The sequence below is a fragment of the Paenibacillus sp. Cedars genome, from assembly GCF_003184205.1.
In the GTDB taxonomy this organism is placed as follows: domain Bacteria; phylum Bacillota; class Bacilli; order Paenibacillales; family Paenibacillaceae; genus Paenibacillus_AQ; species Paenibacillus_AQ glucanolyticus.
Genome location: NZ_CP020866.1, coordinates 1,205,474 through 1,229,909, shown reverse-complemented (window position 1 = coordinate 1,229,909; position 24,436 = coordinate 1,205,474). Strand labels below are relative to the sequence as shown.

General features: G+C 49.9%; 20 protein-coding genes and 1 pseudogene. 10 read left to right on the top strand and 11 right to left on the bottom strand.

What is annotated here, in order from left to right; genetic code table 11:
* The first annotated feature begins 62 nt into the window (after positions 1-62).
* Both B9D94_RS07395 and B9D94_RS07390 read left to right on the top strand, forming a co-directional pair.
* Entirely contained in the window at positions 63-1,424 is a 1,362-nt protein-coding gene (locus B9D94_RS07395; protein ID WP_148248737.1) for a dipeptidase, read from the top strand.
* A 2,544-nt stretch (positions 1,425-3,968) separates the two neighbouring features.
* Positions 3,969-5,108: a zinc-dependent alcohol dehydrogenase gene (locus tag B9D94_RS07390; RefSeq protein WP_148246730.1), complete on the top strand. Its 1,140-nt coding sequence runs from the start codon at positions 3,969-3,971 to the stop codon at positions 5,106-5,108.
* A gap of 269 nt (positions 5,109-5,377) precedes the next feature.
* Here the strand turns inward: B9D94_RS07390 and B9D94_RS07385 are convergent, their stop codons facing one another.
* Together B9D94_RS07385 and B9D94_RS31410 are read right to left on the bottom strand one after the other, a co-directional pair.
* Positions 5,378-5,749, bottom strand: a complete 372-nt coding sequence (locus B9D94_RS07385) for a VOC family protein (protein ID WP_006211901.1) — start codon at positions 5,747-5,749, stop codon at positions 5,378-5,380.
* A 97-nt stretch (positions 5,750-5,846) separates the two neighbouring features.
* Positions 5,847-6,020, bottom strand: a pseudogene (locus B9D94_RS31410) (phosphotransferase family protein); the annotation flags it as partial.
* 113 nt (positions 6,021-6,133) lie between these two features.
* On the opposite strand from B9D94_RS31410, the gene B9D94_RS07375 reads away from it, so the two are divergent.
* From B9D94_RS07375 to B9D94_RS07365, 3 genes are all read left to right on the top strand, one after another.
* Positions 6,134-6,631 (top strand): DinB family protein, encoded by a 498-nt coding sequence (locus tag B9D94_RS07375; protein WP_036643178.1) that lies wholly within the window; start codon positions 6,134-6,136, stop codon positions 6,629-6,631.
* Positions 6,632-6,694: 63 nt separating this feature from the next.
* A complete protein-coding gene (locus B9D94_RS07370) occupies positions 6,695-7,687 on the top strand; it encodes a helix-turn-helix transcriptional regulator (RefSeq protein WP_036643179.1) in 993 nt (330 codons plus the stop codon).
* 5 nt (positions 7,688-7,692) lie between these two features.
* A complete protein-coding gene (locus tag B9D94_RS07365; RefSeq protein WP_076152634.1) occupies positions 7,693-7,995 on the top strand; it encodes a putative quinol monooxygenase in 303 nt (100 codons plus the stop codon).
* A gap of 56 nt (positions 7,996-8,051) precedes the next feature.
* On the opposite strand, the gene B9D94_RS07360 is transcribed toward B9D94_RS07365, so the two are convergent.
* On the bottom strand, positions 8,052-8,879 hold the full coding sequence (locus B9D94_RS07360) for an AraC family transcriptional regulator (RefSeq protein WP_036643181.1): 828 nt from the start codon (positions 8,877-8,879) through the stop codon (positions 8,052-8,054).
* A gap of 119 nt (positions 8,880-8,998) precedes the next feature.
* Between B9D94_RS07360 and B9D94_RS07355 the strand changes: the two genes are divergently transcribed.
* Positions 8,999-10,348: an alpha-L-fucosidase gene (locus B9D94_RS07355; protein WP_148246729.1), complete on the top strand. Its 1,350-nt coding sequence runs from the start codon at positions 8,999-9,001 to the stop codon at positions 10,346-10,348.
* A gap of 186 nt (positions 10,349-10,534) precedes the next feature.
* Here the strand turns inward: B9D94_RS07355 and B9D94_RS07350 are convergent, their stop codons facing one another.
* The 4 genes from B9D94_RS07350 to B9D94_RS07335 all read right to left on the bottom strand — a co-directional run bounded on the left by B9D94_RS07350 (position 10,535) and on the right by B9D94_RS07335 (position 14,455).
* The gene (locus B9D94_RS07350) at positions 10,535-10,894 is read right to left on the bottom strand and encodes a VOC family protein (protein ID WP_006211908.1); all 360 of its coding nucleotides are present in this window, start codon (positions 10,892-10,894) and stop codon (positions 10,535-10,537) included.
* Between the two features lie 320 nt (positions 10,895-11,214).
* Entirely contained in the window at positions 11,215-12,048 is an 834-nt protein-coding gene (locus B9D94_RS07345; RefSeq protein WP_006211909.1) for a carbohydrate ABC transporter permease, read from the bottom strand.
* A 16-nt stretch (positions 12,049-12,064) separates the two neighbouring features.
* Entirely contained in the window at positions 12,065-12,955 is an 891-nt protein-coding gene (locus B9D94_RS07340; RefSeq protein ID WP_006211910.1) for a carbohydrate ABC transporter permease, read from the bottom strand.
* A gap of 99 nt (positions 12,956-13,054) precedes the next feature.
* Positions 13,055-14,455, bottom strand: a complete 1,401-nt coding sequence (locus tag B9D94_RS07335) for an ABC transporter substrate-binding protein (RefSeq protein ID WP_036643183.1) — start codon at positions 14,453-14,455, stop codon at positions 13,055-13,057.
* A gap of 413 nt (positions 14,456-14,868) precedes the next feature.
* Between B9D94_RS07335 and B9D94_RS07330 the strand changes: the two genes are divergently transcribed.
* The 3 genes from B9D94_RS07330 (at position 14,869) to B9D94_RS07320 (ending at position 17,217) form a co-directional block, all read left to right on the top strand.
* On the top strand, positions 14,869-15,354 hold the full coding sequence (locus tag B9D94_RS07330; protein WP_063480288.1) for an anthrone oxygenase family protein: 486 nt from the start codon (positions 14,869-14,871) through the stop codon (positions 15,352-15,354).
* Between the two features lie 47 nt (positions 15,355-15,401).
* Positions 15,402-16,295 carry an RCC1 domain-containing protein gene (locus tag B9D94_RS07325; protein ID WP_063480289.1) on the top strand — a complete coding sequence of 298 codons (894 nt, stop codon included), beginning with the start codon at positions 15,402-15,404 and terminating at the stop codon, positions 16,293-16,295.
* 235 nt (positions 16,296-16,530) lie between these two features.
* Positions 16,531-17,217, top strand: coding sequence for a G1 family glutamic endopeptidase (locus B9D94_RS07320; protein WP_036643186.1), 687 nt, complete (start codon positions 16,531-16,533; stop codon positions 17,215-17,217).
* A 107-nt stretch (positions 17,218-17,324) separates the two neighbouring features.
* Here the strand turns inward: B9D94_RS07320 and B9D94_RS07315 are convergent, their stop codons facing one another.
* Positions 17,325-18,554, bottom strand: a complete 1,230-nt coding sequence (locus B9D94_RS07315; RefSeq protein ID WP_063480532.1) for an amidohydrolase family protein — start codon at positions 18,552-18,554, stop codon at positions 17,325-17,327.
* 59 nt (positions 18,555-18,613) lie between these two features.
* A complete protein-coding gene (locus B9D94_RS07310) occupies positions 18,614-19,288 on the bottom strand; it encodes an ankyrin repeat domain-containing protein (RefSeq protein WP_172963919.1) in 675 nt (224 codons plus the stop codon).
* A 123-nt stretch (positions 19,289-19,411) separates the two neighbouring features.
* Here B9D94_RS07310 and B9D94_RS07305 point away from each other — a divergent pair, with 123 nt between their 5' ends.
* Positions 19,412-20,299, top strand: coding sequence for a LysR family transcriptional regulator (locus tag B9D94_RS07305; RefSeq protein ID WP_063480291.1), 888 nt, complete (start codon positions 19,412-19,414; stop codon positions 20,297-20,299).
* Positions 20,300-20,679: 380 nt separating this feature from the next.
* Here B9D94_RS07305 and B9D94_RS07300 read toward each other — a convergent pair whose 3' ends face one another.
* Together B9D94_RS07300 and B9D94_RS07295 are read right to left on the bottom strand one after the other, a co-directional pair.
* Positions 20,680-22,533 carry an ABC transporter ATP-binding protein gene (locus B9D94_RS07300; RefSeq protein ID WP_006211919.1) on the bottom strand — a complete coding sequence of 618 codons (1,854 nt, stop codon included), beginning with the start codon at positions 22,531-22,533 and terminating at the stop codon, positions 20,680-20,682.
* Entirely contained in the window at positions 22,517-24,292 is a 1,776-nt protein-coding gene (locus B9D94_RS07295) for an ABC transporter ATP-binding protein (RefSeq protein WP_148246728.1), read from the bottom strand. Before B9D94_RS07295 ends, B9D94_RS07300 begins: the two co-directional genes overlap by 17 nt.
* Between the last annotated feature and the right edge of the window lie 144 nt (positions 24,293-24,436).

Sequence of the window (24,436 nt, the reverse complement as noted above, 5' to 3'; positions counted from 1 at the left end):
GGTAGAATAGTAAGGTGCGGCATTCTGGTATGCCAATGTTAATCCAAGGAGGATCCTAAATGATGAGTGTTGATTATAAAGCGTATTTCGCTGAACACCGCGAAACCCATCTGAACGAATTGAAGGAATGGTTGTCCATTCCGAGCATTTCCGCCCTGTCCGAGCACAAAGGCGACGTTGCCAAGGCAGCAGAATGGCTTGCTGGCAAGCTTAGAGAGGCTGGGCTTGAGCATGTCGAGGTTCATCAGACGGCAGGACACCCTATTATTACGGCGGACCATCTGCATGCGGAAGGCAAGCCGACCCTACTCGTATACGGCCATTACGATGTGCAGCCGGTAGACCCGCTGCATCTGTGGGAAACTCCGCCGTTTGAGCCGGATATTCGCAACGGCAAGCTGTACGCGCGCGGCGCTACGGACGACAAAGGACAGCTCTTCCTGCATGTCAAAGCTGTCGAAGCTATTTTGAAACAGGAGAAGGAGCTTCCGGTCAACATCAAGTTTTGTATCGAAGGCGAGGAAGAGGTATCCAGTCCAAACCTGCCGCTCTATCTCGACAACCATAAGGACAAGCTTGCGGCGGATGCCATTGTGATCTCGGATACGTCCCTGCTCGCACCTGGTAAACCGGCTATTTCTACGGGCCTCCGCGGATTATGCTCCCTGGAGCTGTCACTCGAAACAGCCAATACCGACCTGCATTCCGGTACATATGGCGGCGGGGTGCCTAACGCGCTGCATGCCCTCGTCTCCCTGCTCTCCTCGCTCCATGATGAGCAAGGCCGTGTCGCTGTCAAAGGCTTCTATGACGGTGTACTTGAGCTGTCCCCGGAAATGCGCGAGGAATTTGCCAAGCAGGAATTTGACGAGGAGAAGCTGAAGCGGGATCTCGGCCTCGATTCCCTGTATGGTGAAGAAGGCTTCTCCTTCGTGGAACGGGTAGGTGCACGTCCTACGCTAGAGCTGAACGGGGTGTACGGCGGATTCCAGGGCGAGGGCAGCAAGACCGTCATTCCGAAGGAAGCCCACGCCAAAATCACGTGCCGCCTCGTGGCGAACCAGGATCCGCAAGCAGTTCTTGACGCAATTGAAGCACACTTGCATGCTCACACTCCGGTCGGTTCGAAGCTTACGTTCAAACCGAAGGAAAAAGCGTTTGCCTTCAACATCGATCCATCCCATCCGATGCTGCAAAAAGCGGCGGATGCCTTCGAGAATGTGTACGGCACACGTGCCCTGTTCACGAAGGACGGCGGCTCCATTCCAATCGTGGAGAAGCTGTCCAGCACATTGAACGCCCCTGCGGTCATGATGGGCTACGGCTTGCCGGATGAGAATCTGCATGCTCCGAATGAGCATTTTAATCTGGAGAATTTCGATAAAGGGCTGCTGACAGCAGTGGAGTATTTGAAGCTGGTATAAGAAGGCTTCTGCAGTACAGTTACCGCCCGTCGGCGGTTCATGACTGAAAGAGTCAACTAAGATTTTGTCTCCCTTCGGGAGACTCCATCGTTTGCACAGACAAGAGGGTTGAGGTGTACACTTCAGCCCTCTTGCTTTGTTTTTGCATGGAAAACGCTGCGAGTGCTGTGATTCTGCACTCGCAGCGTGGGCGGTAGTGCGCAGTGCTGCGGATCTGCACACGCTATCGTTGGGGGGCTGGGCTGTGGGGGGGGCGCACTCGCTAACGTTTGGGGATGGGCTGTGCGCCGTGGGCCTATTAGCCTCTTTTTGTGTTGAACCATCCGTTCGTTGCCCCCGCTTCCCTACTCCCTGCTCCCTACTCTCTACTCTCTACTCTCTACCTCTACTCCCTACTCTCTACTCTCTACCTCTACACTCTACACTCTACACTCTACACTCTACTCTCTACCTACTCTCTACCTCTACTCTCTACCTCTACCTCTACCTCTACGCTCTACCTCTACTCTCTACCTCTACTCTCTACCTCTACTCTCTACCTCTACTCTCTACCTCTACTCTCTACCTCTACTCTCTACCTCCCCTCCTCCTCTATTTGGTTAACGGACCGACAGGACCTTATTGGCTTAGAAAGGTCCAATTCACAATTCTAATGGACCTGAGGAACGCTATTCCCAGATTTAGAGGTAACTTCACCCGTTTTTTAGACATATAACGGCCTCTCGGTCCGTTAGTCTCAAAATCAGGCTATTTTAACTAAAATAGCGGCTCTCAGGTCCGTTACTTCCAGGAAATGACCAGCAAACAGACCATATCGAAATCATGCGATCACTTCCAAAAATGTCCAGAAAACAGACTATACCGAGTTTCAATGAGGACTGCCAAGAATTACTGCGAAAGCAGGCCATGCGGAGTCACGCGCTAGGTTAACGGACCGACAGGACCTTATTGGCTTAGAAAGGTCCACTTCACAACTCTAATGGACCTGAGGAACGCTATTCCCAGATTTAGAGGTACTTCACCCGTTTTTTAGACATATAACGGCCTCTCGGTCCGTTAGTCTCAAAATCAGGCTATTTTAACTAAAATAGCGGCTCTCAGGTCCGTTACTCCCAGGAAATGACCAGCAAACAGACCGTATCGAACTCATGCCAAAAATGTCCAGCCAACAGACTATACCGAGGTCACATGAGCACACCAGGAAATGTCCAGAAAACAGACTATACCGATTTCCCATGAGGAGTGCCAAGAATTACTGGGAAAGCAGACCATGCCGAGGTCACGCGCTTGGTTAACGGACCGACAGGACCTTATTGGCTTAGAAAGGTCCAATTCACAATTCTAATGGACCTGAGGAACGCTATTTCCAGATTTAGAGGTAACTTCGCCCGTTTTTTAGACAAATAACGGCCTCTCGGTCCGTTAGTCTCAAAATCAGGCTGTTTTATCTAAAATAGCGGCTCTAAAGTCCGTTACTGCCAGGAAATGACCAGCAAACAGACCATATCGAACTCATGCGAGCACTTCCAAAAATGTCCAGCCAACAGACTATACCGAGTTCACATGAGGACTGCCAAGAATTACTGGGAAAGCAGGCCATGCCAAGGTCACTCCCTTGGTTAACGGACCGACATGACCTTATTAGCTTAAAAAGGTCCACTTCAAAAATCTAAGGGACATGAGGAACGCTATTCCCAGATTTAGAGGTAACTTCGCCCGTTTTTTAGACAAATAACGGCCTTCCTGTCCCTTAGTTTCAAAATCAGGCTATTTTATCTAAAATAGCGGCTCTCAGGTCCGTTACTCCCAGGAAATCTTCAGCAAACAGACCATGCCAATGTCACTCCCTTGGTTAACGGACCGACAGGACCTTATTAGCTTAGAAAGGTCCAATTCAAAAATCTAATTGACATGAGGAACGCTATTCCCAGATTTAGAGGTAACTTCACCCGTTTTTCAGACAAATAACGGCCTCCCTGTCCGTTAGTTTCAAAATCAGGCTATTTTATCTAAAATAGCGGCTCTCAGGTCCGTTACTGCAAGAAATGTTCAGCAAACAGACCATACCCAGCTCACCCGAGTACTGTCAAAAATTGTTTGGCAAGCACACGCGATTAATTATCGGCCACGCGCCGAGTAACAAAGACTAAGCAGCCGTCCGCAACCCCTGTTCATAACCAAACACACGATAGAAACAACCTCGTTAGGATTAGGGATCGACTCATTAAAATCAATGAGAACGAACGATGCCGTGAGGATCTCATATTTAGGATTAACCTCCTGCGCAGGACTGCATGATCATTAAGGAACTTGGTCATGATATCCACTATGTAGTAGAAGAAGCGAGTGCGTTACCCCATTCATCTGCTTAGCCGCTAGGCATTCGAGGGTTGCTTGCTTTTTTATGTTTTTCATACTGTTCAGAGTGAACGTGATTTTGCAATCTGTACAATCCATGCTTGCATGAATATCCATATCCATGTTCGCAAATATGTAAAAATGGGTAAGAAAAAAGGGAAGATTCATCGCATAAGGAGGGTACGTATGAGAGCAGTCACATATCAAGGTGCAAAAGACATTCAGGTCAAACAAGTTGAGGATCCTACCATTCAGACCCAGGACGATATTATCGTCCGCATTACATCGACGGCCATTTGCGGTTCCGATCTTCATATCTACCAAGGAGCTCTGCCTGCGGCAAAGGATTATGTCATCGGTCATGAGCCGATGGGGATTGTGGAAGAAGTCGGGGCAAACGTGACGCGCGTGAAAAAGGGCGATCGCGTCGTGCTCCCGTTCAATGTGTCATGCGGCCATTGCTACTATTGCAATCACGATATGGAGAGCCAATGCGACAACTCCAACGGAAACCACGATATCCATACAGGCGGTTATTTGGGTTTCACCGAACGCTACGGAAACTACCCGGGCGGCCAAGCAGAATTTTTGAGAGTTCCGTACGGAAACTTTATGCCGCTGGTCATTCCGGAGTCGTGCGAGCTGGAGGATGAGGCCCTTCTCTTCTTGTCCGACGTCCTGCCCACAGCATATTGGAGTGTGGAGAATGCCGGTGTGAAGCCGGGCGATATCGTAACGGTGCTTGGATGCGGGCCCATCGGTCTGATGGCGCAGAAATTCGCGTGGATGAAAGGGGCTAAACGGGTCATCGCCGTTGACCGTCTCCCTTACCGATTACAAAAGGCAAAGCAGATGAACAACGTGGAGATCTACAATTTTGAAGATTATGATGATATGGGCGCATACATCCGCGAAATTACCAAGGGTGGATCGGATATCGTCATAGATTGCGTGGGTATGGACGGCAAGAAATCCCCTTTGGAAGCCATCGGTCAGAAGCTGAAGATCCAGGGCGGTACGTTGAGTGCAATCGATATCGCAATCGAGGCTGTCCGTAAATTCGGTACCGTTCAGATAACGGGCGTATATGGCTCTTTATATAACATGTTCCCGCTGGGGCATATCTTTGAGAGAAACATTACCCTGACCATGGGACAGGCCCCCGTGATCCATTACATGCCGGAGCTGTTCAAGAAAATCACGGCCGGTGAATTCGATCCAACCGAAATTGTATCTCACCGGATTCCACTGGAACAAGCAAGTGAAGCCTACCGGATATTCTATGAGCACGAAGATGAATGCACCAAGGTGGTTTTAAAGCCCTAAGCTCCCTCATTTCCGATGAGTTCCAGTGAACCAAAACCAAGCAGTCCCTCACGGCCATAGGCTGTGAAACTCTGCTTGGTTTTTCGTTTTTGAGCCGTCTCCATATTCAAATCGCTCTATGTAAGCAAGCTCGGCTTCCGCTGGATACAAACGGAATAACGCCTACCATCCTTACAGAGATACCAATACTAGCATGCAAGAAATAGATACCTCTTACCTATCTATTGTGAATTTTTCATATGTTGAAATAATAACGCCTATCGGCTATCTTATTCACTTGCTTTTCTCGCATTCACACGAATAATTGTCCCGCAAGGGTCAGATATCCAGTAGCCTTTCGAATTCTCATGGACCTCCACCTCGTCTCTGCGGCTCACCCCATGCTCCTGCAGATACTCAGCTGCCTCATCCAAATCGTTGGCACCCACCTCCAGCCACACATCCTGCTGGGCATAATTGATCATGCAATCCAGCCACAAGGTGTTAGGGCCATGCTGAAAGGCATGAGCATTATCCTTATAACCCAAATACGGCAGCTTCAATATTTCCTTGTAAAAATGCACGGTTTCGTCATACTTGAATTTTGGAATTTTGAGTGCGATATTATTACCGCCGAGAAACCGAATATCCGCTAATGACATGATACCAACCTCCATTTCGTTGTTTAGAGACAGTGTATCAGACAGACTGCAGCAAAATTCTTCCGGATTGCTGAATTACTGAATTCTCTCGACAATTTCATGAACCTGAAATAGGTTTATACCAAGCTTTGGCACATATGTCCGAAATCCATCATACCAATCCAATACTTCTTGAGCGCGATTTTAGCATAATCTCGACCTCCTGCTCTCCGAATGGAGTCGCCCAGTGAATGGAGAAAATCTGATTGCTGGCAATATAAAGTGTCATCACAATCACTCCGGAATTATATTGAACGCTTCATCACTGACCATAACTGTCAGGAATTATTAGATATACTCGACTTGCAGCAGCACAATCAATCTAATGCAAAGCGAGGGTTACACATGAACATGAGTATCGAGGATTTTAATGCAGAATGGTTAAAAGAAGCCCGCATAACGGAACAAGTCATGGACGCTTTGACCGACGACTCCCTAAAAACGGCGATTACGGATCAGCACCGCACCCTTGGTCAGCTGGCTTGGCATTTGGTGATGTCGATTCAGTATATGAACATGCTCGGACTACAATTTGAAGGCCCGTCTCGCGAGCAAGAAATCCCGGATTCCGCTGCCGAGATTCAGGCTAGTTATCGCCGCATCCGACATGCCCTTCTGGATGCCGTTAAGTCGCAGTGGAGTGAGGAAGATCTTCAAGAAACACGAGAATTCGATGGAGAGCTTTGGACTAACGCGGGATTCCTGCACTTCACCCTCATGCATCAAACCCATCACCGTGGACAAATGACGGTGCTGATGAGACAAGCCGGCCTGCGCATTCCCGAACTTTACGGTCCGACCTACGATTCCTGGATCGATAGAGGCATGGACCCTTTAGTGTAAAAAGGATACAATCTATTCGAACGCATACTCCAGACCATCTTCAACTGAAAGGGGCGCCCCCTGATGTCCAAAGCAGACAATATGCTGTCGATCCTGTGGATGCTTCGCTCGGGTAGAAAGGTGACCGCACATCAAATCGCTGATGAGCTGGAAATCCATGTTCGAACGGTATACCGTTGTATCGATTCCTTATGCGCCAGCGGTGCGCCGATCATCGCCGATTCAGGACCGAACGGCGGATTCCGGATTCTGGGTCATTTTGCGGAATCCCCGCTGCTGTTTGATGCCGAAGAACAGAAGGCATTGGTTCACGCTTCGATTTTTGCCAAAGAAACCGGCTATCCATTCACCGATGTGCTGCAGCGGGCCATCGACAAGTTGAAGCGTTATACGAATGAGAAGCAGCTTCATCAAATGGAGCGGCACAGCAGCGGCCTCTCGGTATTGCAGCCCCCTGTACATGAAGAGCAGCGATCGCTGCTTCAAATGTTGGAGACTTCCTCCGCACACGGTCAAACCTTGAAGATGATCTATTCAAACGGCCGTGAGGGCGGCACCGTCTCCCGTGACTTTGACCCTTACAGCATCATCCATTGGAAAGGGCAATGGTATGCCGCCGGATACTGCCGCTTGCGTCAAGAAATACGCAATTTCCGTGTGGATCGAATCATCGGACTGGAGATGACGGACCAACATTTCGAGCGGCCCGCTGATTTTTCGGCCAGGGATGCATTGCTTGGCGCTCTGCTGCCCGATCCCGGCAACCATGAACCTCTCGTTACGGTCGTCATTCAAGGGCATGAGCATGTTCTGAATGAATTAAGTCAACACTGGTTATTCGGACATGCCCTTGTCAAACGTCTGCCTGGAGAAGCCCATTTCCAATTAGGCTCGTCCTCACTGACAGCCTACGTTCCCTATTTCCTTCTCCCCTACGGCAAATCTTTACACATCCTTGAGCCTGCCTCTCTCGTCTTGAAACTGTCAGAGATAACAACGGACATGGCGCACCATTATGAACAAATGATAACGGCGATGACCAATAATGAAGGGTGATAACGATGGAAAAATTTGCGATGTACGGCAAGCTGATTGCCCATCCGGGCAAGCGTGATGAACTTGCGGAGATCCTGCTCGAAGCAGCAGCGTTACTTCGTGATAACAAAGATTGTGAGCTTTATATCGTCAATGTCTCGGACAGCGATCCGAATGCTGTATGGGTCACGGAATTGTGGAGCAGCCAAGACGCACATGCAGCATCACTGGAGGGAGCCGACACTTCCGAGCTGCTGAAGCGCGGACGCCTGCTGATTGCCGGCGCTGAACCGCTTAAGCTGAAGCCGCTTGGAGGTAAAGGATTCTAGGTTTATACAAGCAAAGAGGCTGTCCCCGATTGAAACTTGGGGGACAGCCTCTTCCGTTATATATTGTTACGATATTCCGAAGGACTGTAACCTACTTCTTTGCGGAATGTTTTCGAGAAATAATTGGCTGACTCAAAGCCGGTAGCGTCCGCAATCTCCTTTATGCTCAGAGGCGTTGTTCTAAGCATAAGTTTAGCCTGCTCCATTCGCTTGAGGCTCAAGTATTTCTGCGGCGTGATTCCGAAATGCCGTTTGAAGTACTTAATAAAATAATTCGGATGCAAATGCAATGTCCCCGCCATCTGCTCCAGCGTGATCTCTTCGTGCAGGTGGTTTTTGATAAACTGCTGCACGGTGTGAAGCCTGCTCATATCCTCCATTTTGTCCGCATGAATCTGAGGCTGCTGTTGATCGAACACCCTGGAGAGAATATCCAGCATCACCGACTTCTCCTTCAAGCGAGCGGCGATGGAACGGGTGCGATGCGCATCGACCAGCTGCTGGAATAACAGGGGCATCTCCGCATTGTCCGTTAAGTCATAGCTGTAGGGAACGTTCAGCCAAGAAAATACATCCGAATCGCCCACAGTCGCCGAGAAGTGCGACCAATATTTCAGATAGGGACGGCCGCTGATGACAGAATAGGACTGCTTGGTCCTTGCCGGCATCAGAATCAATTGACCCGGGACAGGATACAGTTCCTCATCACCGATCTTTACCCATCCTTCACCATCCAGAATAAAATAGAGCTTGTTGTAGGACACGGTATAGTCGAATTCCTTCCACTCCGGCCAGCACTGCGTTCTCTCTGCCTCCCAGATCTGGACCTGCATATTCAGGAGCATTTGCTGGATAGCTTCATGTTCATTTCGTTCATTCTTCATCTTCGATTGTCCTCTAAAGTTATTATAATACCCGTCAGAGTTAAGTAATTATCTATTCATACTAACACATTCTTGTTAAAATCAAACTCGACAATTCCAAGAATCGGAGGTTTGATTCCATGACAACGACTACCACTCCCAGCAATCAAGTCATTCAAGATCGAAACCAGCGTGTGCAATGGTTCCAGAACGACCGTTTCGGCATGTTTATCCACTGGGGTCTCTACTCAATTCCGGCAAGAGGCGAATGGCTTCGAAGTTCGGAACAGATGAGTATCGAAGACTATCAGACGTATTTTGATGAATTTGACCCCGTAGACTATAACCCCCGGGAATGGGCCAAGGCCGCCAAGAAAGCTGGCATGAAATACGCGGTGCTTACGGCCAAGCATCATGATGGATTCTGTTTGTTCGACAGCAAGCTGACTGACTATAAATCAACGAATACCAAAGCCGGCCGGGACCTCGTGCAGGAGTTTCTGGAAGCTTTCCGCGAGGAAGGTCTGAAAGTCGGCCTCTACTTCTCCCTCATCGACTGGCATCATGAAGACTATCCTGCTTATGGAGACCGCATTCATCCGATGCGGGGCAACGAATCCTTCAAGCGCGATCCGAAAAACTTCGACCGTTACCTGGATTACATGCATGGCCAGGTACACGAGCTGCTGACAGGCTATGGCAAGCTCGATATAATGTGGTTTGACTTCTCGTATGATACGATGCGCGGCGAGGTATGGCGCGCTACCGAGCTCATGAAAATGATTCGCGAGCTGCAGCCGCACATTCTCATCGATAATCGGCTGGAGGGCAGCGGCGAGAGCGGCGGCAGCATCTATACCAGCGATCCTTCCATTTACAGCGGTGATTTTGCTTCGCCCGAACAGATCATTCCACCGCATGGTGTCGTAGATGAGACAGGCGCCCCGATTCCATGGGAAGCCTGCATTACGCTGAACAATAACTGGGGTTATGCAGCAGCTGACCGCAATTATAAGTCCTCAACGACCATAATCCGCAAGCTGGTGGAATGCGTAAGCAAGAATGGCAACATGCTGCTGAACGTTGGACCTGACGCCAAAGGTGTCATTCCCAAGGAAAGCCTCGACGTGCTGGAGGAAATCGGTGACTGGATGAGCAAGAACAGCGACAGCATCTACGGCTGCGCTGCTGCCGATTATCCTAAGCCGGAATGGGGACGCTACACGCAAAAAGGCAACAAACTGTACGCCCATGTCTTCGAGGAGTCCATTGGACCGATCAATCTCATCGGCATGGCCGACAAAGTGAAGAAAGCCCGCCTGCTGGCAGACGGATACGAATTGTTCCTCAGCCGCCCCTGGAGCGCAGCGGAATTCACCGAGGATGCGTTTGTGAATTTCGCCCGGCCGGAGCACTTTACTTATCCGCTTCCGGACAAACGCAATACCGTGATTGAACTGGAGCTGATTGACGAACCGGATCGTTCGTAACGATACGATTGCATCATCCGAACCGTATATTTTGCCAGAAAAGCCAGACGTGATGTTTCGACATCACGTCTGGCTCTTTTTTCATGTTCTACATACCCACATCCTCCCGCATCCAGCCGCGAGTCAGTAGCGCAAACCCTATTTCAGCAGCCCACGGGCCTGATTGAATCTGGCCACAAATGATCCTCAATCATGCGATAGATGAGCCAGTATATTGACTAACTTGCCGTACGGATCCCGGACGAAAAATCGCCGGACTCCCCATGGCTCGTCAACAGGACCATACTCAATGCGAAAGCCTGCTCCCTTCATGTCCTTCAGCACAGTCTCTATATCATCCACTTCGATTGACAGATCCGGCACAGGCGTGCCGCCGCCTCCTTCCGAAGCAAAGCTGAGCTGAATGGTCATCACATCCTGCGAGCCATAGGTCGCAATCCAGCCGTGATCCATTAATATATCCAGACCTAACACATCTTGATAAAACGTCTTTGCGGCTGCGATCTCCTTTGTGCCAATATTAGCGACGATTCGTTTGACTCTCATGTTCTCCCCCCATTTCTCAGTGTTGAGATACCCCATCGAAACGACGGAATCCTCTTCATCCGTGATATCCTGTCTAAAGTATAACAAATATTTCCAATAAAAACAGACTTCCCTCCAACCTGTCCATAATTCTTGCTCCCCATACCATAGGGCTCCAAGATGAGTCGGCAAACGCGCCCCTGATGACAGGTTCTCCGAAACACAGAGCACGGAATACAGAACACAAAACACAAAACACAAAACACAAAACACAAAACACAAAAAAACGGCATTTCTGCCGTTTTCGAATGTTGAGCAGGAGTGTCTGCCTGCCCTGCAACCTACCCCTTCGTTCCGCCCTGCAGCCCGAAGCCCTTGGACATAAACTGCTGGGAGAGAATGTACATGATGATCGCCGGAATAGCATACAGCACCGAGAAAGCGGCCAAGCTGCCGTAATCCACCATGCCGTACTGCCCGAAGAACTGATACAGCTTCAGGGAGGCAGGGAATTTTTCAGGCGATTGCAGCAGGATATACGGAACAAAGAAATTGCCCCAGCTGCCGGAGAAGGTAAAGATCGCCACGGTGCAAATCCCCGGCACCATCAGCGGTGCAACCACCTTACGCATTCCCGTAAACACGGAAGCTCCGTCCACCCAGGCGGCTTCCTCCAGATCATTCGGCACGGAATCCATGAAATTCTTCATCATCCATATCCCGTATGGCATCGATGACGCTACATAGAACAGAATAACGCCAAAGATATTGTCATACAGCTTCAATCCAAGGAACAATTGGTATACAGGCACCATAACGGCCGTAATCGGCAGGGATGTCATGAACAGAATGGTCAGCATGAAGGGTTTCTTGTATTTCATCTGATATCGGGACAACGGATAGGCTGCGAGCAGGGCCAACAGGACAACAAGGATGGCTTGGCCAAGCGACATCACCAGGCCAATGAGATAAGCACGCTGATTCTCGCTGCTAGTAATGACTTCTACATAGTTGGCACCGGTAATTTTGCTGGGTACCTTCAAGGATTGCATCGCGTTGGGGTCGACTGAGGCCACAAGCACCCAGAGCAGCGGCAGCACAAAACAGATTCCGATCCCCGCAAGAATGGCATAGGGCAGGATTCGATAGACTAATTTACGTTGTTTGGCATTCATATGATCTCACCTCTGGTTACTCTTTCATCGACCTGATATACAGCAGACTTAACACAATTCCGATCAGCAGCAGCAGCAAGGATATCGCGGTTCCATAACCTAACTGATAGTTCACAAACGCCTGATTGTACATGAAGATGGGCAGCGTTGTGGTCGAATTCCCCGGACCGCCGCCGGTCATCGCGTAGATGAGCCCAAATACGCCCAGCGTCTGTAATGTAACCAGCATCATATTGGTTGTAATGGTTCCTTTAATATAAGGGACAATAATGCGCGTGAAGATCTTCCACTTGGACGCACCGTCCACCACCGCCGCCTCCTCGATCTCGTTGGGCACATCATCCAATGCAGCTTGGAACACCAGCATGGAGAAGGCGGTGCCATGCCAAATGTTCGCAAGAATGATGGTTAGCATCGGAACCGTAAATAACCAGGTCACCTCCGAAAATCCGAAAAAGGTAATGATTGCATTCAGCGTGCCTTCATCTCCGAAGAAGCTGTACAAGCACAGGGCACATACAATTTCAGGCGTTACCCAGCCGGCCAGCACAATCGTTCCGATCACCCGCCGAAAGGTTTTATTCCTCTGCTTCATCAGGAGTGCGATGAGAAATCCCAGCACCTGCTGCCCGATGACCGCCGATCCGATAAGGAAAATAAGCGTATTCCAGATACTGATCCTGACCGTAGGATCTTGGAACATCCGGGCATAGTTATCGAAGCCGATAAATTTAAGCTCCCTCGCCGCTTCGCCTGTTAACGCCAAATTCGTGAAGGAATAGAAGAACGTTAGCAGGATCGGATATACAAAAAACACGAGCATAATCGCGATTGAAGGAAGCAAAAAGAAGAGCCAGGTATACGATTTTTTTCGTTTAGGGTAAACATCCACGGACAGACTGCTCATGTATAGTTCTCCTTCCATGCTGATCATCTGAAAAACCGCTTGCCCAAGCCTCCGTGTAATAAGGGAGGACTTGAGCAAGCATTGCGTGGCTATATCGAACTATTTCTCCACCACATGATCCGCCCCGACAATGCGGGTGACATCCTGCGCATATTTATTCATTGCGTCCGCAGGCGAGGTTCCCGTTGCCACCGACTCCACCATCGTCTGAATCTGTGTTGACACTTCCGGATATTTCTCTTGTGCTGGTCTGAACTCTGCGTTCTTGAGGTACTCCGTCGCAATTTCGTTAAATGGCATTTTTGTATATTCCGGATCCTTGGCTACATCGGCACGTACCGTGATATTACCGGACGCCATCACGAGCTTCTGGGTGTTTTCCTTATTCAGTGCATATTGGATGAAGGCCCAAGCCTCGTCTATATTCTTCGAATGGCTTGGAATCGATAATGCCCATCCTCCGGCCAGCGTGATCGAGCCAGGGTCCTGCCCTTGGCTGGTCGGCATTGGCGCGAAGCCTAACACATCCTTGTATTCAGGCCATGGGGCTGCGCCGGATTCCATATAGTTGCCTGTGATCCATGAGCCGTCAAGGGAAATCGCCAGCTTGCCTTGCGGCAAGTATTCACGGGAAGCTGTATTGCCTGCCTGACCATTCAATACTTTGGACAGTGGCGGTCCAAGCTTCTCTTTATTGACCGTCTCCACAAAGGTCAGCGCATCGAGAATGCCCTGGCTTTTGGTAATCCATTTGCTGCCAGCATCGTCATACAGTCTTTCACCTGTACCGTAGAGGAGCATTTCATAGGTTTGCATGGAAGTGGCTTCGCCTGTTGCCTTGCCCATATTCATCCAAATTGGCACCACATCAGGCGTTTTCTCCTTGATGGTTCGCGCGGCACTTAAGACGTCCTCCCAAGTCTTCGGCTGCCAGTCCTCGGGAAGACCCGCTTGTTTAAAAATGTCCTTGTTATACCAGAGTCCCCTGGAATCCGTATTGTACGGCACTCCGTATACCTTGCCATCGCTGGCGGTAACTCCCTTCTTCATCGCTTCAATAAAAGAACCGTTGCCCCAGTCCTCCCATGCCGCCAATTTCTCGTCAAGCGGTTCCAGATAGCCCGCGCTCGCATCGGAGTTCAAGATAAAGGTATCCTCTGTCACGATATCCGGCGCCGTATCTTTAGACTTCAGTGCCAACGCTACCTTGGCAAAATAATCGCCTTCCGATGCCTGAATCGGTGTCGGCTTGATCTCTACGCTCTTGTCAGGGTAACTTGCCGATACTTCCTTGAGCCATTTATAGAACGCTCCGTTCTCGCCGATCCCGTCATCCCGAAACGTAACGGTAATGGTTTTCTTGGCTGTCTCTCCACCCTTTCCTGGCTCCGGATTGCCGGCTTCACTCGGCGTTCCCTTGCCACCGGTGCAACCGAATAACAAAGAAACACTCAATACCGCTGTCGTGACTAGCCAAAATCCCCTCTTGCCTGACTTCATACGTATCCCTCCTTTTGGCTGCAGCAAAAATCGATTTACTATCCAAATTTTGTATACGCTTACGAAAGCGTATATTCATCTCTATTTTCAAAATAGTGAGGATATTCTGAACTTTTTTTCATGACAAAGAGACCGCTTGGTGCAAGCGGCCTTTACCGTTCTTTATGCGTTTTTTTTCCTTATCCATCATATGAGCATTCACGAATAAATATTCTTATATTTACCATATATAGAAAATATTAATTTAATGACCTTTATGATAAGCCATTTCGCATTTGGGTCTTTACTTTGGATGGAAATCCCATTATATTTGTATGTACAAACAATATAATATATATCATAAATTCACCGTATTCTTCGTCATCGAATTGATGCCGAAAAAATCCCCTTATAAAACTGGAGGTTTCCATTCTATGAGTGACCGTTTTATTTTCCTGCTGACTTTATTCTCAGTAGTAGGCTCAGGGCTGATCGCCGGGCTGTTCTTCGCGTTCTCTTCCTTCATGATGACCGCGTTGTCCCGAATTCCCAATGAACAGGGGATCAACGCGATGCAATCCATCAATGTATCCATTCTAAATCCCACATTCAGCACATTATTTATGGGAACGGCGCTCACCAGCATTGCGCTTGCCATCGTGTCAATCATACACTGGGGGGAACCCGGCTCGTTGCACCTGCTTGGGGCCAGCCTGCTGTATTTGGCGGGATTTATCGTAACGATAGCATTCAACGTCCCGCTAAATGATGCGTTAGCTGCCGTTGACCCCGGAAGCAGCACCGGTACAGAGGTGTGGAACACCTATCTCCGAAGCTGGACGCCGTGGAACCATGTAAGAACCGTGACTTCCCTCGGGGCGCTGGTCATGTTTGTTTTGGCGTTACGCAGCTTAAGCTAATGTTGTATGATCCAAGTGGAAAGAAAAAAACAAGGAGGGAGAACATAATGGAACAGGCTAATCTCGGGTTCTGTAAGGAATGGGCATCTCCCAAACATCATGCCATAGCGGCGGGCCCTCGTCATACCGTTGGTCTTCAATCAGACGGCACAGTGACTGCTGTGGGTGATAATAAATATGGCCAATGTGATGTAAGTGGCTGGCGCGATATGGTGGCGGTTGCGGCTGGTAATGTTCATATGGCGACCAACACGGGTAATGCCCATACCATTGGTCTTACATCTGACGGTACAGTGACGGCTGTGGGTTGGAATAAACATGACCAATGCAATGTAAACGACTGGCGAAATATAGTGGCGGTTGCAGCGGGTTGGCGTCGGACCGTCGGGCTTACATCAGACGGCACGGTGGTCGCTGCAGGTCGAAATAATGAAGGACAATGCAATGTAGGCGACTGGCACAACATCGTGGCGGTTGCGGCAGGTGACTGGCATACCATCGGGCTTACATCGAACGGCACCGTGGTGGCTGCGGGTAATAATCGATATAGCCAATGCAATGTAAGCGACTGGCGCAACATCGTGGCTATAGCAGCGGGTTACCTTCATACCGTTGGCCTTCAATCGGACGGCACGGTGGTCGCTGTGGGCTTGAATAAGTTTGACGCATGCGATGTAAGCGGCTGGCGCGGTATGGTGGCAATAGCGGCCGGTAGTTATCATACCGTTGGCCTTCAATCGGACGGAAGGTGTGCGGCTGCAGGCAAGAATGAGCATGGCCAATGCGATGTAAGCGGCTGGCGTGATATAGTGGCGGTAGCAGCGGGCTGCGCGCATACTCTTGGCCTTAAATCGGATGGCACGGTGGTGGCCGTGGGGGATAATAAATATGGCCAATGCGATGTAAGCAGCTGGCATGGCATCCTACTGCCCGGCAATTAGTTTCAATATTAATAATACATACAATAAGCCATGCGCCGATTTCCCTCGCATGGTTTATTTGTTTGCATTAATATTCAAATGTTTGCTCTGAGATACTTTTGCCTGCTGTCCTTTGTCCTCGGCATGGGTGGTTTCCTCTGATCTAGGTGTGTCCAAACTTTCTAACGGAAAACCCATACCTTCACTACCGAATCTTCATTAGATATACTATCAATCTAGTAAAGGCGGTGGAGATATGGGGATTCTCAAGGTTGATAAGTGGAATCATACATGCAAGCTTGAAACTTCAGCCAAACCGCATCGTAACATCGGATGGGTGTCAAGTAATTGGAGCGGGTACAGCATTACAGGAAAAAAGGGGACCTTCAAGCGGGTATCCGCCAAATGGAATGTGCCGTTTCTTCGTCCAAGCCAGGGGGCTTCTTATTCCTCCGCATGGATCGGCATCGACGGGTATGGCAACAACAGTCTGATTCAGACCGGAACCGGTCATGATTTCATAGACGGCAAGGCTTATTATTATGCTTGGTGGGAGATTCTACCGGCCTCGGTTACGCTCATTCCATTGCCTGTCCAGCCGGGGGACCGCATGCATGCCACCATCATCAAGCGCAGCGGATCAATCTGGCTGATCTGCCTTCGCAACTCAACCCGCAACTGGACCTTTCGAACGTCGCAGCGCTACACCGGTCCGCAGACTTCTGCCGAATGGATCGTTGAGGCTCCGCAAGTGAATGGAGAACTCGCCCAGATGGCACGACTATCTCCTGTTATCTTCTCCTGCTGCCGGGCCAACGGCAGAAGTCCTCGACTTATTTCAGTGGATGGAGGCATTATGATTCAAGATTTGAAGATTACCTCCATACCTTCTAACCCGAACAGGGCTGGAGACCGGTTTGTTGTCAAAAGCGATCATTCATAAAGAAACGGACCTTACCGAAGCGTCAGGGAAAATCCTCTCGTCTTATAAGAAGCTCTAAAAACAGCCGCTGCATCCCCTCTGATTTCCGGGGTGCAGCGGCTGTCTTTTTATAATGTTCCGTGAACCGGTATTCCCTTATACAATACGGCCCGCCGTTGCGATCTTCTGGCAACCGCCTCTGCAGAGCAGCTGGCTTCTACAATGACCGCATGGGCAGCATCCCCGACTTTCGGCCATGCATACTGCCCGTCCCGGTCTAACGGAGTAACCCCTCCCGTAATGAAGCCAAGTGTCTGTCCGAGCGAACGCTCATCCATCAGATGGAACCGTTCGGCCAGCGTGCCCGCCTTATCCAGATTGTCTCCCTTGCCGAATGGGGACCAGTGATCCATAATACTGTCTTGTCCAAGCGAAACGCCTACACCTTGGCGGTGCAGCTGAGGAATCGGAATGGTTCGGCCGAGTGGTACTGAAGAGGTGATGGAAATCCCCAGGTTCGCCAGCCGAGCCGCCACTTCATCCACTTCGCTTGATGAGACATCTGCCAATGCAAGGGCATGACTGAGCGTGACCCTCCCGTTCCAGCCTGCATCTTCCACAAGATCGGCCAATACTTTAAAGGTATTCAGCCCGATATGGGACGGCTCATGCAAATGCATATCAATGCCGGCATTCGCCTCAACCGCCAGTTCCATCATGGCATTCAATGATTTTTCCATATCATCGTCCACCGTTGCGGGATCCAGTCCGCCTACGAGGGCTGCCCCATTCCGGAGCGCTTCCCTGACCAGTGATACGGACTGGCTGCGGAGCAGGCCATGCTGAGGGAACGCTACAATCTCCACAAAGGCTTTCTCCCGGTAGCCATCCACAGCCTGCAGCGTTGCCTCCAGATTTCGCAATCCAACCACGGGATCGACGTTGCAATGGGAACGAATATGTGTCGATCCGTAGCCTATTAACAGATCCAGCAGCCCCTCCGCCCTTTCCTTGGCCGTAGGAAGAAGTTCGGGGAGCAGCCTCTGCTCCTCCTCAATCCGGCTAAAGACGCCGTTTGCGGGACGGGTCGGTGCCTTCCAGGGGCCTCCATAATAAGTTTTGTCCAGATGGATATGCATATCTCGAAATGACGGGAGCATTAGCCCACCCTTTACATCCCGCACAGGCAATGCCGTTTCAGGCACAGCATCCGCAGGACGAATCTCGGAGAATGCCCCATTCTCTATTTTCATATGAAATAATCCCGTCTCCGTTCCGGTCACGATCCCATCCTTGTAGCGGTAACCCGTTTCCAGTCGGACATGGAGCAGCCAATATGAGGTACTCTGTTCATTCATCATGATCATCCCTTCCCGCATTTGCTTTGTAACTGTCTTTCGTTGTTTATATGATCATGCTACCCATTAATGGCATTCAACAAAATACGTTCGATTTCCAGATATCCACGCTCCTGCGCATGCTGCAGCGGAGTTACACCTTCTCCGTCGGCAAGATGAACGTCCGCACCATGATCCAATAACAGCTGCACGATTTGCTGATGGTTCTCACCGCCGTCACCGAGAATGATCGCTTCAAGCAGCGCGGTCCAGTTCAGATTATTGATATGATCGATATCGACATCCGTCCGGGTCAGCAGCTCCCGCACAATCTCCACATGCCCGCGATCCGCGGCAGGGATGAGAGCCGTACCGCCATAACGATTGGTTATTGTCACGTCTGCGCCTGCATCGATTGCTAACTTCAAAATATCGCGCAGCCCTTCCGCACCGGCATACAGGAATACATTATTACGATTATGATCGCGAATGTTAATATCTGCGCCTGCCTGAATCAGGATTTCTACCGTCTCCACTTGATTATGGTAGGTTGCTGCCAGGACCGCCGTTCTTCCTTCCTCGTTCGTCGCATTGATATTTGCTCCAGATTGAAGCAGTCGTTTCACTTGCTCCGTATTCCCTTGCTCAGCGTATTCGATGAGTTGACGATCCATATTCTGCACCTCTTTTTTATCGGAATGGGGTTGACAGGCCGACAGGAAAAGTATCAGTAAAATCGAAGTTAAACGAAACACTTGAACCGCCCCTCTTTCTATCGTGTATATTCGTATGCTAACATGAGACTGAAACATATGAAAAATACATAAAAAATTGATTTTCCAAAGGTTTTTCATATACAAGGAGGTTTGCTTGTTTATATGGATATACGACAGCTCCGGTATTTTATCGCCATTGTGGAAGAAGGAACCATCTCGCACGCCGCCAATCGACTGCATATCTCACAGCCTCCTCTCAGTCAGCAGCTGAAAGCGATGGAGGAAGAACTCGGATCAATCTTGGTATACCGCCGGGGAAAGCGGCTTGAAATCACGGAATCCGGTAAAGCTCTGTACAAGTATGCTCTGCAGATGACCCAGCTCATGGAGGAGGCCAAAGCCGAGGTTCAAGAGGTCGGTAACGGAGATAAGGGAACGCTCCGTCTTGGCATTAATACCCTGTCTTCGGTAGAATTGCCTGCTTGGCTCCATGAATTCAGAGCAAAGTTTCCCCAAGTCTCGTATAAAATCCAGCAAAATGAGTCGTATCAACTCTGTGAGCTTGTTCGAAACAGGGCACTTGAATTAGCCATCGTCCGCCTCCCGCTGGAACTGGATGATTTCTCGGTGCTTCATTTGCATACGGAGCCCTTTTATTTACTCGCCTCCGATCAGCAGACATCCCTGGAACAGGAAATGCCCCTCTCCCAAATCGTGCAGTATCCCCTTATTCTGCCCAGCACCGAAGGATTAGGCGTGTATTATACGATTCAGATGGCTTTCTCCGAGCAGAACCTGCAGCCCAACGTTGTCGCCGAATGCTCGGATATTTCCCTGTTGCTGCGTTTAGTGGCCTCCGATTTTGGAGTTGCGATCGTACCGGAGACGCTGGTTAAACGGCACTTGCCAGATCACATTCACGCCTTTAGAATCACAGGTACCCCGGCTACCGCTTCTACCGCCCTAATCTGGCTGAAGGATTATCACATTTCCAGAATGGCCCTGAACTTTATCGATTTGCTGACTGCCGCCAAAGCGAGACATATGTAAGTTTCAGCAAAAAAGAGGCTGCCCAAAAGTCACTTGACCTGAGGGCAGCCCCTTTGTCTGTTATAAGGACGCTGCGGAACGAAGCATTCCTCCAATCGCTGTTGCCCCCAATTATCCTGAATTCATCTTAAAGGAAGATATATCGGGGACAAAGGCGATCGCTACCGCTTGTCCGGAATGGCTTCGTTCTCTCCGCTGCTTTCGTGCGTCTTCATATAAAAAACACAAAAAGAAATCGTTCGTTCCGATTGCATGAAAGACATTCTCCAGACGGTTTTCACCTCTGTTTTGCTTTTGAGTGAATTGATTATCCCTTGCTCGTATTTAACTCCTTTTGAGACAGCCTCTTCGATAAACAGCCTACTTTCGTTCCATCACGGTTACCTCGTTCGATGCCATGTTCCGGCAACGTCCTCCCGCTCCTGCTTCTGGCCTTGGGAATGAAGATATAATTCTTCGTAATATCCATGGGCATCGAGCAGCTCCTGATGGGTGCCCTGCTCCACAATCCGGCCCCTGCTCATAACCAGAATCCGGTCCGCCCCCATGATGGTGGATAGGCGGTGAGCAATCACAAGGGTCGTCCGCCCCTCGGCAACGAGATGCAGCGCGTTCTGAATCAGCTGCTCCGTGTGCGAATCCAAATTAGCCGTGGCTTCGTCCAGGATGAGAATCTTTGGCTGGAACACGATGATTCTGGCGAAGGAGATCAGTTGGCGCTCTCCCGCGGACAGTCCGCTGCCACGCTCAGACAACCGGGTGTCATAGCCTTCCTTCATCCGCATGATGATTGAATCCGCACCGATAAAGCGGCAGGCCTCGATCACGCTTTCCCTTGAAATGGTCTCATCGAACAGCCTTACATTGTCCAGCACCGTACCGGAATAGAGATAAGGCTCCTGCTGTACAAGGCCTACAATCCGGTGCAAATCCGATTGAGCGAGCTCTCTTATGTCAAGTCCATCAATCAGAATACTTCCTTCATTTACGTCATAGAAACGGCACAGCAGGCTAATCAGCGAGCTTTTGCCCGCTCCGGTGGTCCCGACGATTCCGATCATTTCTCCCGGCTTGACATGAAGATCGAGATCCTGGATGACTGGAGCCCCGCCTTCGTATCCGAACGTAATTCGGTTAAAATCGATGCGTCCCTGAATCTCGGCCTTGTCAATCTTCGCCGGCTTGGGTTTATCCGTAACTTCCGGTTGAATCGCCAGGAGGCCCCATACCCGGTTGATCGCCACCGTCGCCGACTGCAGCGTATTCCACTGCTGGGTAATCGTATTAATCGGCTGAAAGAATAAACGGATATACGTAATAAATGCATAGAGTACGCCGAACTCAAGCGTTGTCCCAAGCACAGCTTGTCCGCCCAGCCATGTCACAAATGCGATCGCCAAATTGTTCAAAATCTCATAGGATCGGTTGAACAGCACATTTGTCCGGATTTCCCGGATGTTAGCCTTGAAATACGAGTTGTTCCGCTCCTCGAACTGCTTCTCCTGCTCCTTCTGCTGATGAAACACTTGAATCAGATTCATGCCCGACAGGTTCTCCGCTACAAAAGCCACCAGCCGGGACAAACGGGTTCTGGCCATCTGATAGGTATGGCGCATGTACCGCCGGAATGCTATCGCGATCCCCGCAATGATCGGCAGCAGGATCAGACAGTACAGGGTCAATGTAACATCCAGCTGGAACATCATCACCAGAATGAAGACCAGGGTAAACCCGTCCCGAAACAGGCTGAGCAGCACCTGGTTAAAAAACTGGTTGATCGCTTCCGTATCACTGGATACATGCGTGATCAGACTTCCGCTAGGCACCTTATCAAAATAAGACATCGACAGCTTGGATATATGCGCAAACAGCCGTTTGCGAATGCTTGCCACTATACTCTGCCCTGCCTTTTGCAGCAAATTATTTTGCAGATAGGTGAACAGCATGCTTAGCAGCGACAACGAAAAATAAATGCCGCATATGATCATCAGGCCATGATAATCGTTTTTTCCGACCATCAGATTATCATCGATCGCGATTTTCATCAGATACGGCTGCAGCAGCTCGGCCGATATGGCAATCAAGGTGCAGCCGATAAATCCCGCAAAGGTTAGCCGGTGTTCCTTCATATAACCCGATAAAGCACGGAATGTGGATATATACTTGGGCTTGGCCTGAGGTGCATTCAGATCAGCCTTCTGATCCATCTGCCAATTGTTAATGGCCTGTGCCATGATGTCTCATCCCCTCCTCCTGAATATCGTGCAGCGTCCGGTACAATCCGTCCTCAGACAGCAAGGTTTCATGTGTACCGCGCTGAACGATCTCTCCTTGATCCAGGACGATGATCTCATCGGCTAACTTCAGTGCACTGATTCGGTGGGCGATAATAATTGTGGTCTTGCCTTCGCGGATATCACGAATCGTCTCCATGATCTCTGTCTCGGTCACCGCATCCACGGCGCTCACACTATCGTCCAGAATGAGTATGGGCGCATTCTTGATAATCCCCCGTGCAAGACTTGTCCGCTGCCGCTGTCCCCCGGAAAGCGTAATGCCCCGCTCACCGAGACGGGTCTCGAACTTGTCAGGAAATTCAGCAATATTGTCATATACCCGGGCTTTGTGTGCTGCTTCCTCAACAACGGCCGGCTCGGTATCCCGTTTATAGAAAGCAATGTTCTCCCGAATGGTCGAGCTGAACAGGAAGCCATCCTGTGGCACATAGGCGATTCCTTCGCGCAGGCTCTTTAATGTAAGCTTTCGAATATCCTCGCCCCCAATCTGCACTGTGCCAGGAGGCGGGTCATAGGTACGCAGCAGCAGCTTCATCAGCGTGGTCTTCCCGCTGCCGGTTCGCCCAATGATGCCTAATGTCGCACCGGGCGGAACCTCCAATCGAATGCCCCGCAGCACTTGTCTCGCTCCATCTTCATGACCGTTTACTCTATCGTAAGAAAAGGATAAGTCCCGCACTTCGATTCCGGCATGTTCCAAATCCAGCTCCTTGGCACCTGGCAGTTCCTTAATGTCGGCCTGCTTGCCAAGCAGATCATTCAGCCGGTCAAGCGAAGCCCTCGCTCGCTGTACAACATTAATAACATTGCCGATCTGCTGCAGCGGGTTCATGAGCATGCGGATGTACAGCGTCAATGCAACAAAGTTACCGACCGTAATCCGTCCCGTAATCGTCAAGTACCCGCCGAATGAGAGCGCAATAATGAGTGAGGAGGCGCCGAGAAACGGAATGATCGATTGAAACAGGGAGGATACGCGCACCAGCCTCAGCTGTTTATTGCGGATGTTGTCCACTGTGGTCCCAAACCGCTGCTTCATCGTATCTTCTACCGCGAATTTCTTGGTGACACGCATCCCGCCGAACTGCTCCTCAGCCGATTCCGTCATCACGCCAAGCGCTTCCTGTACCTGAAGCGATCTTCTTCGAATCATCGGCCCAAGCCAAACCACGATTACCGGTATCAGCAGCAGAGGGACCATGCTTGCGGCCACCAGATATAGCGGGACGTTCGTAATCAGCAGCATTGCAATCGTGGACACCAGCAGGATGGAGGCATTCGCTGTCTGGTTAACCCCCATGGAGATTGCTTCCCTCACCGTAGTCACGTCATTCATAAAATAACTAAGCAGCTTGCCAACGCCGTTCTTGGAATAGAATTGCTCACTGAGTCCCGTAAAGTGGACAAACAGCCGGCGCCTGTTCATAAATTCGAAGTAACGCCCCGTATACATAACCAAATATTGTCCTATACCTCCAATAACGGCAAAACCAACACCAATTCCAAGCAGCGTCCAGCTATACTGCACAATGCCGTCACCTGACAATAAACCATCCTTCAATTCATCCGTGAAATTGCCCAGCACTCTAGGGAAATTCACATGAATGATATTAGCAACCAGATGGCAGCAAATCGACAATACGTAGAAAAGCCACGTCTTCCTGAAAAAGTCTCCAAGTATTCGATGAGAGTCCAATGTCCCATATCACTTCCTGTCCGATAGTTGGTTTATAAGCCTCATTCGTTCCCCCTTCCGTACGTTGCTGTGAAACTCCCATATTAATAGTTTCTAGAAAAAAATCAGTCCTCCTTCCTCATTCGCACATCCACATATATAAAA